Origin of the sequence: Sphingobacterium sp. UDSM-2020, from assembly GCF_016132525.1 — a bacterium.
In the GTDB taxonomy this organism is placed as follows: Bacteria; Bacteroidota; Bacteroidia; order Sphingobacteriales; family Sphingobacteriaceae; genus Sphingobacterium; species Sphingobacterium anhuiense.
This window is the reverse complement of the sequence record NZ_CP066166.1, coordinates 5,687,762-5,705,089: the sequence shown is the minus strand read 5'-3', so window position 1 is coordinate 5,705,089 and position 17,328 is coordinate 5,687,762. Positions and strand designations below refer to the sequence as shown.

Sequence of the window (17,328 nt, the reverse complement as noted above, 5' to 3'; positions counted from 1 at the left end):
ATTTGCTCTTATTTTATAGCTGTTTACAAAATCAAGTAACTCGTTCTTTAGCTAAAATTTTCCGCGTAGCATTTGTTTTTGTCTAAAAAAATTAGTACATTTGAAGTTGATGTAAAATTAATTACTACAAGTTTTTTAATTTTTGTCAGTTTTTAAATATAAATCATTGCTAAAACTTACCGGTTTTACCTTCTCCATACACTATTGATTTTTTTAAAAATTGACCTGATATTTTGATTTATCAATATATTGGTTCTTCTCCACCAGTTAGTTTTCTGATCATTTATATTTTTCAGTAGGCTAGCCATTTCAAGATACGGCATCACAGGTTTTATTCAGACGTCTGGCGGTAGAGTCAGCGTATTATTCAGTCACTTTAAATTATACGAAATGTTAGGATTTATTATGAAATTTTTATTAACGGTTATTGTTTCAACTTGGTTAATTATGCAGGGTACTACGGGTAGCTTCTTGAGCATACCTGTTCTTTTTGCAATATTGGTGTTTGCTTTGTTTATATGGGATTCCATTATTTCTTACCGTAAATCGGAGGAAAGAAAAGAAAACTTACAACATTTGAATGATTTCTTTAAATATAAACAAAGTAAATACCGTGGTTTATAAGAAATGTTTTCTTTTGGTACATCCAATTTAATGCAGTGTTGATTTTTATCCACTGCATTTTTTTATGTCTGTAACTAGAGCGAGTTTAAGAAGGAGTTGACCTCTCCACTGAATTTTTCGGGCTCTTCCAAATTAGGTAAATGACCTGATTCCGTAAATTCAATAAATTTAACGTGGCCAATATTGTCAAGTAAGGTTTTGGTCTGTAGATCTGTGATTAACTTATCTTCTTTCCCTTTGATGACCAATGTGGGCACTGTTATAGTGTTTAACATAGCTGTTGTATCTGTACGGGCCGCTAATGCTAATTGTGTCGCACAAATGTTTTGCAGATCGTTTCGCCGAATGGCACTCTTTATTGTTTCAATCGCTTCTGGGTTTTCAGTTAATGTCTTTTTTGAAAATACTGTTTCAATAAAACCTAATGAAAATGGACGTTTTCCATATTTTAGTAAAGCTTGGATTGAATCAAAACGTTTTTGTTTTGCCATATTGTTATCGGCAAAAGAATGGGTGTCACTTAAAATGAGTCCTTGAAGTGTACTTCCTATTAATTCGTAAGTGCGCAGTGCAATGTAGCCTCCCATCGAAACACCACAAAGTACAACGTTATTTAAATTTAAATGTGTGATGAATTGGATTAAATCCTTTGCAAAAACATCCACACTAAAAAAGCCATGACCTCGCGTGCTGTGTCCGTGTCCTCTAATATCGATTGCTATTCCGATAAATTGTTCGTCTAATTGTTGCATCTGTGCACGCCACATATTTTTATTGAAAGGGAAACCATGTAAAAAGATAACTGTTTTTTCAGCTTTATCTGTCTTACTAGGTCTTATCATATATGAAATGCTGATGTCGTCAATACGTATTTTGCTGAGTTTCGTTTCTTTTTTGGACATAAGTACGTCTTTGTGAAAAAAAATATTAAAAAAATAACCTTTGTAAATGTAATACTATCAATAAGATAATAAAAATATTACTTTTTTTGTCTAAAAAAGTTTAAAAATAGTTTGCAGAATTGAAAAAAGTCCCGATATTTGTATCACCAAACAAAAGGGTATGACTTTAAATAAAAGTCGCTCAAAATGCACTCATGGCTCAATTGGATAGAGCACCTGACTACGGATCAGGAGGTTAGGGGTTCGACTCCCTTTGAGTGCACTACTAGAAAGCTTAGTCCATTACGACTAAGCTTTTTTTGTTCCATTCCAAATTATTAATAGAAGGTTTCATCATATAGTTTAATTGGGGTTAATAGGAATATGACACTCCGTTTAAACTCTTTATTTAACTATCCGCTATTTTTGTTGCTATATTTAAATTTCGCCAAAATGAATTATAAAAGTATTTGTCTGCTTTTTTTACTTTTCACTTTCAAAATAATATCTGCCCAGCAAGCTCATTATCCTGATAAGCCTAATATTCATGGAATGTTATTGATGGGGATGGAGACTATATATGCTGAACATTTACCTATGTTTCATCAGCCACACGACTATCAGATTATTCTGGAGCTTGAATTTTCTAAGGCCGATCTAGAGCAATATCGCACTAGCCGTTTAGCATTTCCTGAAGAATTTGTTTATACGATTGAACCAGAAGTTTTTGTTTTGCCAGAAATGGTTAATAAGACCAAAGTATTTAAGGCAAATGTATATAGAGGTCATTTTGAAAGGGGAGGATTTAAGCTTTTAGATTCGATTTCTCTTAAAATCAAGCAGGTTGTCTATTATAAACAGTTTGATAAAGATAATCCAAGGCCTGTAGATTTGCAGTACATCTTATTCGGAAATATGAAAGAACAATTTCTGAGCCATTTGATCAGTAGAAAACCTGATTTTCATGAGGTTTTGTCTGTTAAGTTGTCGGATGTTAAGCAGATGAAAACAGATAAGTCTTATCAGCTGCTCGTTTTGAAGGAAAGGGAGAATCGTGTTCCTTTTTCTTGGAGTAAGTCGAAGGCAATGATTCTGGGAACTAAACGACCGGTTAGTTTTATAAACCACAAACAGCTGTATGTTGAATTTGGTGATTTGGAATAAAGAATATTCCATATTCCTTTTATACGAGTCTTCCTGGTTAAAAGGTTTTTATTTTCTTCTATTTTTAAAATAAGATCTAGTTTATGCGTTGACAGAGGTACAGGTAAAGTATTTCAAATGCAATCAGCATTTTATATAGTAACTGAAAAAATTGCTTTAGAGTTTTGGGAAACTTTTTTTAATTATTTTAAGATAATCCTTTCAAAGATGAAATAACTTGAATACGTATAATGGGTGATTTAGGGATTAAAAATTCTTCTTTGGTGGTTATATATATCGAATTTCGCCGTGTGCGAGCTCTTTATATCTGTTGATTATGATTAAGCATAATTGTATTTGATTGATGATTTTTTATTTTGTTTCATTATCAGTCTATTAGATAAAAATTGAAAAAAAAATTTGGATGCAGTGCTATTTTGCCTATATTTGCATCACCAAAACGGAAGAACAGCAATGAAGATGACGTAATGGTTGACGCGCTCATGGCTCAATTGGATAGAGCACCTGACTACGGATCAGGAGGTTAGGGGTTCGACTCCCTTTGAGCGCACTATTTGAAAAGCCTAATCAATATAGCGATTAGGCTTTTATTTTTTTACTCTATTACTCTAAATACTACTATGCTAAACCTTGTAATATTTGGCCCTCCGGGGGCAGGAAAGGGAACACAATCGCAGAAGCTTATCGATAAATATCAGTTAGTTCATGTTTCAACAGGTGATATCTTTAGAGCTCATATTCAAAACCAGACAGCTCTAGGTCAACAAGTCAGTCAGATTATTGCTGACGGAAACTTAGTGCCTGATTCGGTTACGATTGCGATGTTGGAAGAGGAGGTGAAGAAAAATCCGGACGCAAAAGGATTTATTTTTGATGGCTTTCCACGTACTGTGGCACAAGCAGAGGCGTTGGACGCATTTTTAACTGGTATTAATTCTTCTATCTCTGTAGTTATAGCTTTAGATGTAAATGAAGATGAATTAAAAACACGCATTGCTAAACGTCAGGAGATTTCTGGCCGTGCGGATGATGCTGCTGATAAATTGGTAAAACGTATTGATGAATATTTTACAAAAACTATTCATGTGTTACCATATTATGAAGCACAAGGTAAATTGTCCAAAGTAAACGGTATTGGTGATATCGATTTTATTTTTGGAGAATTGACTGCTATTATTGACAATTATTAAATAATAAAGCGGAGACGTTTTAATAACAAATATATTTTATTTCTATGGCGCAAGGTTCTAATTTTGTCGATTATGTGAAGGTGTGTTGTCGATCGGGACACGGAGGATCAGGCTCAGCGCACTTACATCGAGATAAAACAACCATGAAGGGTGGACCCGATGGAGGTGATGGTGGTCGTGGAGGTCATATTATCCTTAAAGGGAATACACAATTATGGACTTTATTGCACCTAAAATATAGGAAGCATATCATTGCTTCCAGTGGTGAATCAGGTAGTTCCGCTACAAGTACGGGTGCCTCAGGGAAGGATGAAATTTTAGAGGTTCCTGTAGGAACAGTGGCTAAAGATGCTGAAACGGGAGAGGTTTTATTTGAAATCACTGAGGATGGAGAGATGCAAATTTTAACTCCCGGTGGTAAAGGTGGGTTAGGTAACTGGCACTTTAAATCTTCAACTCAGCAAACGCCACGTTTTGCGCAGCCGGGTCTACCTGGACAAGAGCGTTGGATTATTCTAGAATTGAAAGTATTAGCCGACGTAGGATTGGTTGGTTTTCCAAATGCGGGAAAATCTACATTATTATCTGTTGTTTCAGCGGCGAAACCTGAAATTGCGAACTATCCTTTTACTACCTTAGTTCCTAATCTTGGTATCGTGAGTTATCGTGATGGGAAATCTTTTGTAATGGCAGATATTCCTGGTATTATTGAGGGTGCCTCTAAAGGTAAGGGTTTAGGGTATCGATTCTTAAGGCACATTGAACGAAACTCTGTCTTATTATTTATGGTGCCTGCAGATACGGAGCGCACGATAAAGCAGGAATATGATATTCTATTAAATGAGCTTTCAGTTTATAATCCAGAACTTCGTGATAAACCAAAATTATTGGCGATTACTAAGGCTGATATGTTGGATGATGAATTGGAGAGAGAAATGGAAAAAGAAGTTCCGGAAGGATTACCGTATATCTTTATATCATCTGTTGCAGGAAAAAATATTTTGCAATTGAAGGATATGATCTGGAAAGCAATCAATTTGTAATTGATTATTTTTTGGTAAAAAAGCGATTACATACGATGTAATCGCTTTTTTTATTTTTTAGCTCCTGTATTGAACGGTAGTTTGTAACTTTAGTGTCTAAACTAATTATATTATGAATCAAGCAGCACAAAAATATTGTGTAGAATGCGGAGCTATTATTAATGCGAAGGCAGAAATATGTCCATCATGTGGTGTTCGTCAACCGATGTATTATACCCAGCAATCTAATAATCAAAATAGAGATGAGAGGTGGTTAGCCTGTTTATTACTTTGTATTTTTTTAGGACCGTTTGGTGTTCACCGTTTTTATGTAGGTAAGATCGGTACTGGGATTATTCAATTATTGACCTTTGGCGGATGTGGTATCTGGTATATTATTGATCTTGTTATGATTGTCATTGGAAATTTTCGCGATGCATCGGGCAATGTAATTGAAAGTGATTAATAAACACTTCATTATCTTATTAAGATTGGTGATTTTAGCGATATATTTTTGGAATATCACAATATTATAAAAAAAGTCTTTTTACTTTGATGATTTTGTTATACCTTTGTCTCCTGTGAAAATTGAAGTAAATGCTTTCGCAAATGTTGTAAAAAACGATAATTTCGTTATCGTTGAATCAATTGTTAATTGATTATTTAGCCCATTTAGGGCTTTTTTTATACACCAAAACTTCGATAAAGCAAGGAATTAGGAAAAACAATTTTATATTTAATAAATAATGACCAACTACAGCAAATTGCCTGCAATTTTAGTTTTAGAAGACGGAACGGTTTATCACGGAAAAGCAGCGGGAAAAATTGGAACGACTACTGGCGAAATTTGTTTCAATACCGGAACTACAGGTTACCAAGAGATTTTTACCGATCCCTCATATTTCGGACAAATTATGGTAACAACCAATGCCCATATTGGTAACTATGGAATTGATGAAGATGATACTGAATCTAGTAAGATTCAAATCGCAGGATTAGTTTGTAAAAATTATAATATTAACTATAGTCGTAAAATGGCCGACGAATCTATTCAGAGCTATTTTGAAGAGGGAAATTTAGTTGGTATTTCAGATATTGATACGCGATCTTTGGTGCGTCATATCCGTAATAAAGGTGCAATGAATGCTATTATTTCATCTGAAAACTTAGATGTTGAAGCATTAAAAGCTACTTTAGCTACTGTTCCTTCCATGGATGGACTTGAATTATCATCTCAGGTTTCTACTACAGAACCTTATTTTTATGGTAATGAAGATGCTCCTGTACGTGTGGCAGTATTAGATTTAGGTATTAAAAAGAATATTCTTCGCAATTTCTCTCAAAGAGAAGTGTATGCAAAAGTATTCCCTGCTAAAACTACTTTTGCAGAAATGCAAGAATGGAATCCTGCAGGATATTTCATCTCTAATGGTCCTGGTGATCCATCAGCGATGAGTTACGCAATTCAAACGGTAAAAGATATCTTAGCGGCAGACCAACCGATGTTTGGAATCTGTCTTGGACACCAGATATTGGCTTTGGCAAATGATATCCGTACGAAAAAAATGCACAACGGTCACCGTGGTATCAACCATCCGGTTAAGAATATTATTGCTAACCGTTGTGAGATTACCTCTCAGAATCATGGCTTTGGTGTTGTTGCAGAAGATATTGAACAGTCAGATAAAGTTGAAGTTACGCACATCAATTTAAATGACCAATCGATTGAAGGTATCCGTGTAATTGGAAAAAATGCGTTCTCGGTACAATATCATCCAGAGTCGTCACCTGGTCCACATGATTCACGTTATTTATTTGATGATTTCATTGAGTTGATTAAAAAATAATCGATCAGTATAAAGATAGGGGTTAGCAATTTGCTAACCTCTTTTTTTGCACTTTATATATTCATTCTTGCCATAAAATTGTGGTTTACGTTTTTTAATAAGCTCAATTTTATTTATATTTGATTATTAAATCAGAATATAATTTTTTAGTGTAAAAATTACACTAAGTATTGTATAAAATACTATATAAAAAGTTTAAACCAATATTACAATGAGTTTAATTATTGATGTACATGCGCGTCAGATTTTGGATTCGCGCGGAAATCCTACTATCGAAGTAGATGTAACGACACAAAATGGTTTCGTTGGACGTGCTGCAGTGCCTTCTGGTGCTTCTACAGGTGTTCACGAAGCAGTAGAGTTGCGTGATGGTGATAAATCAAAATACTTAGGTAAAGGTGTTTTGAAAGCAGTAGAAAATGTAAACACTAAAATTGCTGAGGCTTTAGCAGGTGTTGATGTTTTTGAGCAAAATGCAATCGACAAAATCATGATTGATTTGGACGGTACTGAAAATAAAGGAAACTTAGGCGCTAATGCTATTTTAGGTGTTTCTTTAGCTGTTGCAAAAGCTGCTGCCCAAGAGTCTCGTCAACCATTATACCGTTATATTGGTGGTGTTAATGCTAATACATTGCCTATTCCAATGATGAACATCATTAATGGTGGCTCTCACTCTGATGCTCCTATTGCTTTCCAAGAATTTATGATTATGCCAGTAGGCGCTCCTTCATTCTCTGAAGCTTTACGTTGGGGAACGGAAGTATTCCATAACTTGAAAAAGATTTTACATGACCGCGGTCTATCTACTGCAGTAGGTGATGAAGGTGGCTTTGCTCCGACTTTTGATGGTACTGAAGATGCTATTGAAACTGTATTAAAAGCAATTGAAGCAGCTGGTTACAAACCAGGTTCTGATATTTGTCTAGCTTTAGATTGTGCTGCTTCAGAATTTTATGTAAACGGTAAATACGATTATACTAAATTTGAAGGTGATAAAGGTGCTATCCGTACTTCCGAAGAACAAGTTGCTTATTTAGCAGAATTGACTGAAAAATATCCAATTATATCTATCGAAGATGGTATGCAGGAAGATGATTGGTCAGGTTGGAAATTGTTAACAGAAAAAATTGGCGCTACTATTCAATTGGTTGGTGATGATTTATTTGTTACAAATACAAAACGCTTGCAACAAGGTGTCGATACAGATACTGCAAATTCAATCTTAGTAAAAGTTAATCAAATTGGTTCTTTAACTGAAACAATTAATGCTGTTACTTTGGCACAGAATTCAAACTACACTTCGGTTATGTCTCACCGTTCTGGTGAAACTGAAGATTCAACAATCGCTGATTTAGCTGTTGCTTTGAACTGTGGTCAAATTAAAACTGGGTCGGCTTCACGTTCTGATCGTATGGCTAAATACAATCAATTGTTACGCATTGAAGAAGAATTAGGTGCAAATGCTCGTTTTATTGGAAAGAACTTCCGTTTTGCGAAAAAATAATTTGCAATAAATATCAAAAAGAGGCATCCTTTATTTAAGGATGCCTCTTTTTTTACATGATATTCTAAATTAGATTTACAATTTACATCATGCACTGCTAAGTGATAATTTTAAAATAATTTATCACTACCTGGAATATGTAAATCAAGTTTTAATTCCTTATTCAGCTTTTTGATGAAATAACTTGCTAAAAGTGGTGATTCCAGTTCGATGTTTTGATGAATGAAAAAATATAGTCTCTGTAGACCTGCTTCCCGCCATTGTTTAATGACCATAACCCAGTCGTCCAATCTGGTGTAATCAGACGGATCATTGGCTCCGACATAGCGAATGAATGCCGATGGAGTAGTTAAACGCATATGTAAGAGGTCGCGCCTTCCTGCTGTGTCAACTAAGACATTTGTAATGTCAAATTCCTCAAGTAACTTGTAAAATGCAGTTGCTGTTTCAGCTTTGGAAAACCATTCCTGATTACGAACTTCTACTGCAAGTGCTAGTCCTTTCGGAAATTTAGAGAGAAACTCACGGAGGCGTTCCATATCTTTTGGTTTATAGTTATCATGCATTTGTAAGAAGATCATTCCTAACTTTTCTTCAAAGAGAGCGATGTTATCTGTAAATTCCTTTACTTTTTCATCAGTGTTTAATAAACGGCTATAATGACTTATTGATTGCGGTATTTTAGGGAAAAATTTAAAGTCTGTGGGAGTCTTTTTTTTCCAAGTCTCAACTTGCTCTTTTGATGGTGCATTATAAAAAGTTGCATTGAGTTCAATACTGTTAAACTGGCTACTGTAGTAGGGAAGTTCATCTTTCGTTCCTTTCGGATAAAAGCCCTTTAAGTCCGATTTATTCCACTTAGCACATCCGACATAGATGGCAAATGCTTCCTTGTTTTTATTCTTTTTTAATAATTTTAGCGTATCCGGGGAAGTAGGGGGTAACGTAAAATCTATTTCTTGTGGATTTGATACCTGTCCAAATTTCATGTTGTTCCGTTTTATATTGTTTATAAAAAGTAAAGCGAAGCTGCGGATTTAAATAATGTAAACTGATTTTATTTTTATCTTACATCACATGATCTTTTTTGAAGTTGAGCTTACCATTGTGCGCTCGCGATTCTTAATATATCACATTGAAAGAAGGATAAAATAAGCAGTCTATTTTAATGCAGTTCATCCCAAAGTTCTTGAAATTGTTGTTTCAATTGTGCTAATTCTTGTTCTAATGTTTCAATTCTTTTATGAAGGAGTACCGTATTTTCGGATAGGGGATGTATTTGCTCAAATTGTTCCAAATCGATATCACCGAGTAAATGTATATATCGCACTTCCTTATGTCCTGGTTGTTTTTCTAATGCTTTTACAAATCCTTCTGATGCTAATTTTTCAAGATGTTCTGTAATGTCTTCCAAGGCTTCAAAATCATACAGACGACCTGAATTTGAATTTATTTCTCCGGCTGTTAATGGTCCGCGAAGTAGTAGAAGACAGATGATTGCTAGTTCTGATGGAACTAATGGAAATTGTATGGCAAAATTATGTTTATACTTTGTCACACGGCTACCTCCACCTACAACATGCGCGATAAGACCCTTTTTTTTCAGTATGGCTAAGGTATTGATAATGGTCTCATCGGAATATTGTACCACAGGTCTTCGAGCCGTTTTTTGGTTGCAGGCACTTTGGAGACCGTTCAGTGACATCGGGTAATATTCTGGGGTGACCTTTGACTTCTCGATCAAAGAGCCTAATACACGTTGCTCTTCGGCTGATAATTGTGGTTTGGTGCTAAGTTCCATAAATTTAATTAGTTGAAATCAAATATGCTATTTTTTAGAGGGGGAAACAATTATTTTTAAATATTATCCACAATAAAAACCATTAAATATCCTTTTTATTATCTTAGTGAAGTTTTAAATATACAGCTTTGTTAAAGATCGCGTTCCATCCCGAATATGTTCATCCTGTACGTGCAGGCCATCGATTTCCGATGGAAAAATATGAATTGATTCCATTACAGCTATTACACGAAGGGGTAGTGAAAGCGGAAAATTTTTTTGAACCTCTACTTGTGTCATTTGAAATTGCTTGTTTAGCACATGATCCCGACTATGTGCAGACTTTATTTGATCTGACATTAGATCCTAAGATGGTTCGGAGAATTGGTTTTCCTTTAACAAGGAGTCTAGTTGATCGAGAACGTTATCTGGTAGATGGTACGATAAAGTCCGCACTATATGCGCAACAAAATGGTATTTCGTTTAATATTGCAGGTGGAACGCATCACGCGGGTTATGATTTTGGAGAGGGCTTTTGTTTATTGAATGATCAAGCTGTGGCCGCTCGTTATTTGCTTAAAAATAAGCTGGCAAAAAAAATTTTAATCATCGACCTCGATGTGCATCAGGGTAACGGAACCGCTCATATATTTCAAGACGACCAAGATGTTTTTACTTTTTCGATTCACGGGGATAAAAATTTTCCATTTATCAAAGAAAATTCTGATTTGGATCTTCCTGTTTCGGATGGTATAACTGATGATGTATATTTGCAGTTGCTTAGCAAGCATCTGCCGAATCTCTTCAACAAAGTCAAACCAGATTTTGTTTTTTACCAGGCCGGAGTTGATATTCTGGCGACAGATAAATTGGGGAAATTGAAACTTTCTCCAGCAGGCTGTCGATTAAGAGATGAGTTTGTTCTGTTAAATTGTTTGCAATATCAGGTTCCGGTTCAAGTTTGTATGGGAGGAGGCTATTCTTTGCATATCAAAGATATTGTTAATGCACATTGCGAAACATTTAAAATCGCTGTCGATTTATATAATTTTTAAAAATAAGATTTAAATAAGAAATATGTTTTTTCATCAAGATGCTACATTCGATCAACTTTCTATCCATCGCGTAGGCAATAAGTCACAAGAGGAATTTTATATATTATCAGAGCAACCAGTTCCACTTGAGAATGACGATGTACTCCCCCCTCTGCTCATGCAATATTTTATGAGTCCTTTTGCAAAGGTAAATGAAGTTTATCGCTTATTTCATCCCAATGGAGAGCTGGCGTTAAATGAAATTTATCACTTTACAAAACAATTCTTTAATGATCAATTAGCTTTTCATGAATACTCTCAGCAGATTGCAAAACACTTATATGAAGTTTGTATGCACCCGAAGATCAAACCTGGTGAGGTGTATGTGGTTTCATTGAAAAATGTACAGATTGAGGGGGAGAATTATGATGCTGTCGGAATTTTTAAGTCAGAAAATAAGGAAACTTATCTAAAAGTATATCCGAATCAAGGTGGTTTTCAATTGGATTATGAGGAAGAAGCAATTAATATAAATAAATTGGATAAGGGTGTGATCATAGTCAATGTAGAAGAAGAGGAAGGTTATAAGGTGCTGGTTGTCGATCAAACGAATAAAACAGAGGCAGTTTATTGGAAAGATGATTTTCTAAAGATAAAAATTCGTAATGATGATTTTAATCAGACGGGTAACTATTTGAAAGTTTATAAAAACTTTGTAAATGAGAAATTGGATGATATGTTTGAGTTAGAAAAGGCTGATAAGATTGATCTGCTCAATAAATCATTGAATTACTTTAAAGAAAAAGAGACCTTTGATCAAGAGGAATTTGAGGAGGAAGTAATTGGTAATCCTATTGCAGCAACAATGTTTAATGACTTCCGATCTGGATTTGAAGATGAATTTGATTCTCCTTTTCAAAGCAGTTTTGATATCGCTGACAAAGCGGTTAAAAAAATGGAAGCATCTTATAAGACCGTATTAAAGCTGGATAAAAATTTTCATGTTTATTTGCATGGTAAACGAGAATATATTGAAAAAGGATTTGATGAAGATAAGGGGATGAATTATTATAAGCTATATTTTGAAAATGAGAGCTAATATCTAAACAACGTTTATGCTAAAGAAACCACTTATCTGTTTTGCAATACTGTGTTTTATTACCGCAATAATCACTATTCTGGAAGGAAATACTTTTTTTGTTGAGCACTATTATTCAAGAATGTGGTATCCTTCTTTTTCATATTTACCACAAGCTATTTTTGGTTATTTACCTTTTAGTATTGGGGACTTATTTTACTTTTTTGCTGTTTGTTGCCTTTTACTACTAATCGTTAAAGTTGTTAAGTACCTATTTAAAAAAAGGTATGTTTATGCCGGTAGATTCCTAGTATATCTTATTAACGTAATTTTGGGCTTATACTTGTTTTTTTACATAAGTTGGGGGATGAACTATTACCGGATACCCATTGTACAAAATATAGGTTTAAGCACAGATAGTCTAAAGTTAGCTGATTATCTTGTTGTCCTGGAAACATGTCTCGATTCGACAAATGTTTTGCGTTCCCAAATAAATCCAAAGCAATGGGAGCATCAGAATGAAAAGATAAAAAGAGAGATGAAAGCATTAGTACAGTCGGATACGACTTTTCAATCTTTTCTTTCAACGACTTTAGTCGGTGCAAAGGGTCCCCTTAATAGTCATTGGGTCTCCTATTTTGGTGTGTCAGGATATTTTAATCCTTTTACACATGAAGCACATGTGAATACAGCGATGCCTGTTTTTTCAAGTCCTTTTACGTATGTTCATGAATTGGCTCATCAACAGGGTGTGGGTTTTGAAGACGAGGCAAATTTTATCGCCTATGTGCGATTGAAAAATCATCCAGAGCTTTTTTACCGCTATTCCAGCTATTTACAAACAACATCGTATATGCTACAGGAGCTTAGGGGAATAGATGAGGAATTGTTTGCTACTTATAAAAAACGCCTTTCCCAACTTGTAATAGATGATCTGAAGGAGGAAGCTACTTTTTGGAGCAATTATACTGGCTGGACTAATAAAATCTCAGGGATCTTCTATAATGGCTATTTGAAGCATAATAATCAAAAGGAGGGAATGGCCCGCTATGATAGAATGACTAGACTTGTGGTAGCTTATGAATTAAAGCTTAAAGGATGCCTTTAAAATTATTTTAAATAAGAAAAAGCGAGCATTGCTCGCTTTTTCTTATTTAATCGTTATAATCTCAGTCTTGCCATCTGTACCCGGGCTACCGGAATAGATCTGACCTTGAGGAAGTCCTCTCAAGCCAGCGGGAGCTTGTCTCACGCGATCATAAATCGATCTTAAATCGCTGGTTGCATTGACATTTTTACCACCACCTTCATTTGCAATCTGCAAATAATTAGGTTGTTTTTTATTTTCTCTTTGCGGTACAAGGCTATTTTCTGAAAGTGTCAATTTAACATTTCCACCATTACCATTTGGAAATGTTTTTGTTCCATTAAAGGCATTATCTCCCTTCGCTATAATATACAGCGACCCTAATTTTTGAATATTAGCTTGAATATCAAAATTGGAACCGTTATTTTTTCCATCTGTTCCCGAAATAGAAGCATTATTACCTATAATGGCGTGACCAACATTCAAAATGACATTTTTGTTTGCGTAAAACATCAAAGAAGCTTTATCACCCATTATCAACGTGTCAATATGCAAATTAATCGTCGAGTCAGAGGATTTGGTATTGTAGACTTTTTTAGCCTTTTTCCCAATTTCTAATTTGCTGATGTGCTCAACATTACTTTGTGCATATGACTGAAATCCCAAAAAAGCAAGGGCAAAAATTGTAATTATTTTTTTCATGGCTATTTGTTTTTTATGTTAAACAACATCTGTTTGACGAATAGCGTTTTTGAAGGTTTAATGCGCTACTTCAAATACTGAACAATTAATTTAGCGGTTTTGTTTGATGCTCCTGGTTCTCCTAGTTTTTGGGCCAATGTTTCATAATTTTCCATTACACTTGCCCGGTATTCTGCTTTATTGATCAATTGATCTAGCTCTTGTGCAATATCGTAAGTGGTACAATCGTCTTGAATCAATTCTCTTACAGACAAGAAGTCATTAATTAAATTGACCAGCGAAATGAATTTTACTTTAATGACCTGTTTAGCAATCCATATGGATAGTGCATTGGCTTTATAAACAACGACTTGAGGTACTTTAAGAATTCCAGTCTCCAATGTTGCTGTCCCACTTGTTACGACTGCTGCCTCAGCATGTTTTAATAAATCGTAAGTAGCATTAAATACAATTGGTATATTTTGATCCCCAATGTATTGCTGGTAGTATGATTTATCAAAATTTGGTGCTCCTGCAATTACAAATTGATGCATTGGAAAGAGGTAGGTTAAATTTGCCATAACCGGTAATAACTTCTCTATTTCCATTTTACGGCTACCAGGCAGCAATGCGATGATTGGCCGTTCGCTGAGCTGTTGTTCAGCAATGAAATTAGGATTGAACTTGTAAGATGAAATGGCATCTAGTAATGGATTTCCAACATAGTCAACGGGCATTTTCCATTTTTTATAAAAATCGACTTCAAAGGGAAGAATACAGAACATGTGATCGACGACACGTTTTATTTTAATCACACGTTTTTGATTCCATGCCCATACTTTCGGAGAAATATAGTAACATGTTTTTATACCTTTTTTTTTGGCAAAATCTGCGATTTTTAAGTTAAAGCCGGGGAAATCAATTAAAATGACACAATCAGGCTTTTCTTTAATAATATCTTCTTTTACCTTTTTTAGATTTTTTGAAATGGTACCTAAGTTTTTTAATACTTCGACAAAGCCCATAAAGGCCATTTGCGAAGTGTGTATTAAGGCCTTTTGATCTGCAGCTTCTTCCATCTGTGTGCCGCCTACGATTTTGAAGGTAGCGTTTGGATCTTCGACTTTTAATGCGTTGATCAAGTTTGCACCATGTAAATCTCCGGAAGATTCGCCTGCTATAAGATAATATTTCATTTGCTCGATTCTATTCAATAATAGGGTTAAACTTAGATAATTTTGCTTAGATCCGCAATATTATTGCGCTTATATAAAAGTAATGATATTGGATTTATCGTTTTATGGATACAGTATGGGTGATTCATTTTTTGATGATGATTGCGCATTTATAATGAAGAAAAGTTACAGGTTTCTTTTATAATAGATGATTATCACGCAGTTTTTCCATAATTAATAGGTACATAATTAGACTTTAGCTAATTTTCAGATAAATGTTTTTATATTTAATTGAGATTTAGCATGTATAGATCTTAAATATTACTTTTGTACTATGGATAGATTTTTAGCACTTATTCGAAACAAATATTTTTTAGCTGGTATAGCTTTTACTGTTTGGATGTGTTTTTTTGATCGTAATGATTTTGCAACACAATATAGTTACCAGCATCAAAAAAGTAATTTGGAGAGAGAGAAAGCGTTTTACGAGAAAGAAAATGAGAGTATTATAGAAACCATAACAGACATCCGCTCTGATCAACGTGAAGTGCAAAGGATAGCTCGTGAAAAATATAAAATGAAGAAAGAAAATGAGGATGTTTATATTGTAACCGAGGTAGAACCAAAAGAAGAAAATTAAATCCAAGTTTCCTTTCTTTAGGATATTGAATTATTAGAATAACATAAAAAAGGCTGTTTCGAGATCGAAACAGCCTTTTTTATGTTATTCTTCTGTCTTATGCTCTGCGGCATATTCTTTTCTTATTTTCGAATGTTTTTTACTATAAACAAAGTAGATTATTACACCGATCAACATCCAGATGCCTAGTCGTTCCCAAGATTCAACAGGTAATGATGCCATCATTAATACACAGACTAAAATACCGAGTATGGGAATAAGTGGTACAAATGGTGTTTTAAATGGACGTTCCAGGTTTGGTTCAGTCTTGCGTAATACAAGTATCCCTATACACACTAATGTAAATGCAAATAAGGTACCAATACTGACCATGTGGCCTAAATCGGATACGGGTACAAATCCGGCAAAAATACTTACAAATACCATGAAAATTAAATTTGTTTTCCAAGGAGTCTGTCTTTTTGATAGATCTGAAAATATTCGAGGTAATAGACCATCTTTACTCATTGAATAAAATACACGGCTTTGACCTAAAAGCATTACCAAAATTACAGATGTATATCCAGCGATAATCGTTACGATTAAAGCTGTGTTTAAGAAGGTATAACCTGTTTTTGCAAATGCAGTGGCAACAGGTTTGGCATCACCTTTAAACTCAGTGTAAGGTGCCAATCCAGTCAATACATATGAAAACAATACATATAGTAAGGTACAGATAATCAAAGAACCAATAATACCGATTGGCATTCCTTTTTTAGGATTTTTAGCTTCTTGCGCAGCAGTACTAACGGCATCAAAACCGATAAAAGCAAAAAATACAACTCCAGCCGCTCTCAGGATACCGCTAAAACCAAAATGACCAAAATCATCGCTACCCAGAAAACTCCAGAAGCTTAACTGGCCACTTTTCACCATTTCTTCTCCATGATTGACAGGTATAAAAGGTGTGTGATTCGCTGGATCTATGAATCCCCAACCCAATACAATGAAAATTAGAACTACAGCAACTTTTAGAATAACTAAAATGTTATTTACAAAAGAAGATTCTTCTGTACCGCGCATTAAAAGTAGTGATAGTAAACAAACAATGATAATTGCAGGGACATTGACAATACCACCTTCCCAAGGACCGTGTAGAAATTGAGTTGGAATTTCGACGCCTAATGTTAAGAGAAGTTGATTGAAGTATTGGGACCAACTAACAGATACCGTAGCTGCTGCTAAAGCATATTCTAAGACTAGATCCCATCCAATTATCCACGCCATAAATTCACCCATCGTAGCATATGAATAGGTATAAGCAGATCCAGCAACCGGGATCATCGATGCAAATTCTGCATAACATAAACCTGCAAAACCGCAGCCTACAGCCGCAATAATAAAAGAGAGTACTACAGCAGGACCAGCATGGTCGGCCGCCGCTATACCTGTCAGTGAAAATAAGCCTGCACCTATAATGGCACCTACTCCTAATGCAATAAGTCCAGAACTGGAGAGTGTACGTTTTAATGTACCTTGGCCATTTAGCTCTGCTTCTGCGATTAATTTGCTAATCGATTTTTTAAAAAGCATAAATATATTTTAAGTGGGTTGTTTTTTAATGTTTATTGATTGTCTT

17 protein-coding genes and 2 tRNA genes are annotated in these 17,328 nt (G+C 34.8%); 13 read left to right on the top strand and 6 right to left on the bottom strand.

Annotated features, from left to right (window positions below):
* Positions 1-390: 390 nt before the first annotated feature.
* Positions 391-624, top strand: a complete 234-nt coding sequence (locus JAZ75_RS24205; protein WP_021192296.1) for a hypothetical protein — start codon at positions 391-393, stop codon at positions 622-624.
* 74 nt (positions 625-698) lie between these two features.
* On the opposite strand, the gene JAZ75_RS24200 is transcribed toward JAZ75_RS24205, so the two are convergent.
* Entirely contained in the window at positions 699-1,526 is an 828-nt protein-coding gene (locus JAZ75_RS24200; protein WP_208699081.1) for an alpha/beta fold hydrolase, read from the bottom strand.
* 188 nt (positions 1,527-1,714) lie between these two features.
* Here JAZ75_RS24200 and JAZ75_RS24195 point away from each other — a divergent pair.
* The 8 genes from JAZ75_RS24195 (at position 1,715) to eno (ending at position 8,235) form a co-directional block, all read left to right on the top strand.
* A tRNA-Arg gene (locus JAZ75_RS24195) sits at positions 1,715-1,788 on the top strand.
* A gap of 170 nt (positions 1,789-1,958) precedes the next feature.
* Positions 1,959-2,669 (top strand): hypothetical protein, encoded by a 711-nt coding sequence (locus JAZ75_RS24190; protein WP_208699079.1) that lies wholly within the window; start codon positions 1,959-1,961, stop codon positions 2,667-2,669.
* 476 nt (positions 2,670-3,145) lie between these two features.
* Positions 3,146-3,219: transfer RNA gene (locus JAZ75_RS24185), tRNA-Arg, on the top strand.
* Positions 3,220-3,289: 70 nt separating this feature from the next.
* Positions 3,290-3,859, top strand: coding sequence for an adenylate kinase (locus tag JAZ75_RS24180; RefSeq protein ID WP_132772880.1), 570 nt, complete (start codon positions 3,290-3,292; stop codon positions 3,857-3,859).
* 44 nt (positions 3,860-3,903) lie between these two features.
* Entirely contained in the window at positions 3,904-4,902 is a 999-nt protein-coding gene (gene obgE / locus JAZ75_RS24175) for a GTPase ObgE (RefSeq protein ID WP_132843387.1), read from the top strand.
* Between the two features lie 112 nt (positions 4,903-5,014).
* Complete coding sequence (locus JAZ75_RS24170; protein WP_132843389.1) at positions 5,015-5,347, top strand: TM2 domain-containing protein; 333 nt, start codon at positions 5,015-5,017, stop codon at positions 5,345-5,347.
* 280 nt (positions 5,348-5,627) lie between these two features.
* Complete coding sequence (gene carA, locus JAZ75_RS24165) at positions 5,628-6,728, top strand: glutamine-hydrolyzing carbamoyl-phosphate synthase small subunit (RefSeq protein WP_132843390.1); 1,101 nt, start codon at positions 5,628-5,630, stop codon at positions 6,726-6,728.
* Between the two features lie 211 nt (positions 6,729-6,939).
* Complete coding sequence (gene eno / locus JAZ75_RS24160) at positions 6,940-8,235, top strand: phosphopyruvate hydratase (protein ID WP_021192290.1); 1,296 nt, start codon at positions 6,940-6,942, stop codon at positions 8,233-8,235.
* 110 nt (positions 8,236-8,345) lie between these two features.
* On the opposite strand, the gene JAZ75_RS24155 is transcribed toward eno, so the two are convergent.
* Positions 8,346-9,224: a DUF72 domain-containing protein gene (locus JAZ75_RS24155; protein ID WP_208699076.1), complete on the bottom strand. Its 879-nt coding sequence runs from the start codon at positions 9,222-9,224 to the stop codon at positions 8,346-8,348.
* Positions 9,225-9,400: 176 nt separating this feature from the next.
* Positions 9,401-10,036 carry a YceH family protein gene (locus JAZ75_RS24150; RefSeq protein ID WP_132843394.1) on the bottom strand — a complete coding sequence of 212 codons (636 nt, stop codon included), beginning with the start codon at positions 10,034-10,036 and terminating at the stop codon, positions 9,401-9,403.
* Positions 10,037-10,164: 128 nt separating this feature from the next.
* Here JAZ75_RS24150 and JAZ75_RS24145 point away from each other — a divergent pair, with 128 nt between their 5' ends.
* Genes JAZ75_RS24145 through JAZ75_RS24135 form a run of 3 tightly spaced genes read left to right on the top strand, consistent with a single transcriptional unit; the run spans position 10,165 to position 13,235 of the window.
* Complete coding sequence (locus JAZ75_RS24145; RefSeq protein WP_232789308.1) at positions 10,165-11,070, top strand: histone deacetylase; 906 nt, start codon at positions 10,165-10,167, stop codon at positions 11,068-11,070.
* Between the two features lie 22 nt (positions 11,071-11,092).
* Positions 11,093-12,148, top strand: a complete 1,056-nt coding sequence (locus JAZ75_RS24140; protein ID WP_208699074.1) for a nucleoid-associated protein — start codon at positions 11,093-11,095, stop codon at positions 12,146-12,148.
* 16 nt (positions 12,149-12,164) lie between these two features.
* Complete coding sequence (locus JAZ75_RS24135; protein ID WP_208699072.1) at positions 12,165-13,235, top strand: DUF3810 domain-containing protein; 1,071 nt, start codon at positions 12,165-12,167, stop codon at positions 13,233-13,235.
* Positions 13,236-13,277: 42 nt separating this feature from the next.
* Here JAZ75_RS24135 and JAZ75_RS24130 read toward each other — a convergent pair whose 3' ends face one another.
* Both JAZ75_RS24130 and lpxB read right to left on the bottom strand, forming a co-directional pair.
* Entirely contained in the window at positions 13,278-13,916 is a 639-nt protein-coding gene (locus JAZ75_RS24130) for a hypothetical protein (protein WP_132772865.1), read from the bottom strand.
* 65 nt (positions 13,917-13,981) lie between these two features.
* Positions 13,982-15,091 (bottom strand): lipid-A-disaccharide synthase, encoded by a 1,110-nt coding sequence (gene lpxB / locus JAZ75_RS24125; protein WP_208699070.1) that lies wholly within the window; start codon positions 15,089-15,091, stop codon positions 13,982-13,984.
* A 313-nt stretch (positions 15,092-15,404) separates the two neighbouring features.
* Here lpxB and JAZ75_RS24120 point away from each other — a divergent pair, with 313 nt between their 5' ends.
* Positions 15,405-15,710, top strand: coding sequence for an FtsB family cell division protein (locus JAZ75_RS24120; protein WP_132772861.1), 306 nt, complete (start codon positions 15,405-15,407; stop codon positions 15,708-15,710).
* An 84-nt stretch (positions 15,711-15,794) separates the two neighbouring features.
* Here the strand turns inward: JAZ75_RS24120 and JAZ75_RS24115 are convergent, their stop codons facing one another.
* The gene (locus JAZ75_RS24115; protein WP_208699068.1) at positions 15,795-17,282 is read right to left on the bottom strand and encodes an amino acid permease; all 1,488 of its coding nucleotides are present in this window, start codon (positions 17,280-17,282) and stop codon (positions 15,795-15,797) included.
* Positions 17,283-17,328: the final 46 nt, after the last annotated feature.

Coding starts and splice junctions, on each gene's coding strand:
- JAZ75_RS24200 (WP_208699081.1), bottom strand. CDS start 1,526: ATGTCCAAAAAAGAAACGAAACTCAGCAAAATACGTATTGACGACATC.
- lpxB (WP_208699070.1), bottom strand. CDS start 15,091: ATGAAATATTATCTTATAGCAGGCGAATCTTCCGGAGATTTACATGGT.
- JAZ75_RS24190 (WP_208699079.1), top strand. CDS start 1,959: ATGAATTATAAAAGTATTTGTCTGCTTTTTTTACTTTTCACTTTCAAA.
- obgE (WP_132843387.1), top strand. CDS start 3,904: ATGGCGCAAGGTTCTAATTTTGTCGATTATGTGAAGGTGTGTTGTCGA.
- eno (WP_021192290.1), top strand. CDS start 6,940: ATGAGTTTAATTATTGATGTACATGCGCGTCAGATTTTGGATTCGCGC.
- JAZ75_RS24180 (WP_132772880.1), top strand. CDS start 3,290: ATGCTAAACCTTGTAATATTTGGCCCTCCGGGGGCAGGAAAGGGAACA.
- JAZ75_RS24120 (WP_132772861.1), top strand. CDS start 15,405: ATGGATAGATTTTTAGCACTTATTCGAAACAAATATTTTTTAGCTGGT.
- JAZ75_RS24115 (WP_208699068.1), bottom strand. CDS start 17,282: ATGCTTTTTAAAAAATCGATTAGCAAATTAATCGCAGAAGCAGAGCTA.
- JAZ75_RS24130 (WP_132772865.1), bottom strand. CDS start 13,916: ATGAAAAAAATAATTACAATTTTTGCCCTTGCTTTTTTGGGATTTCAG.
- JAZ75_RS24205 (WP_021192296.1), top strand. CDS start 391: ATGTTAGGATTTATTATGAAATTTTTATTAACGGTTATTGTTTCAACT.
- JAZ75_RS24155 (WP_208699076.1), bottom strand. CDS start 9,224: ATGAAATTTGGACAGGTATCAAATCCACAAGAAATAGATTTTACGTTA.
- JAZ75_RS24140 (WP_208699074.1), top strand. CDS start 11,093: ATGTTTTTTCATCAAGATGCTACATTCGATCAACTTTCTATCCATCGC.
- JAZ75_RS24170 (WP_132843389.1), top strand. CDS start 5,015: ATGAATCAAGCAGCACAAAAATATTGTGTAGAATGCGGAGCTATTATT.
- carA (WP_132843390.1), top strand. CDS start 5,628: ATGACCAACTACAGCAAATTGCCTGCAATTTTAGTTTTAGAAGACGGA.
- JAZ75_RS24135 (WP_208699072.1), top strand. CDS start 12,165: ATGCTAAAGAAACCACTTATCTGTTTTGCAATACTGTGTTTTATTACC.
- JAZ75_RS24150 (WP_132843394.1), bottom strand. CDS start 10,036: ATGGAACTTAGCACCAAACCACAATTATCAGCCGAAGAGCAACGTGTA.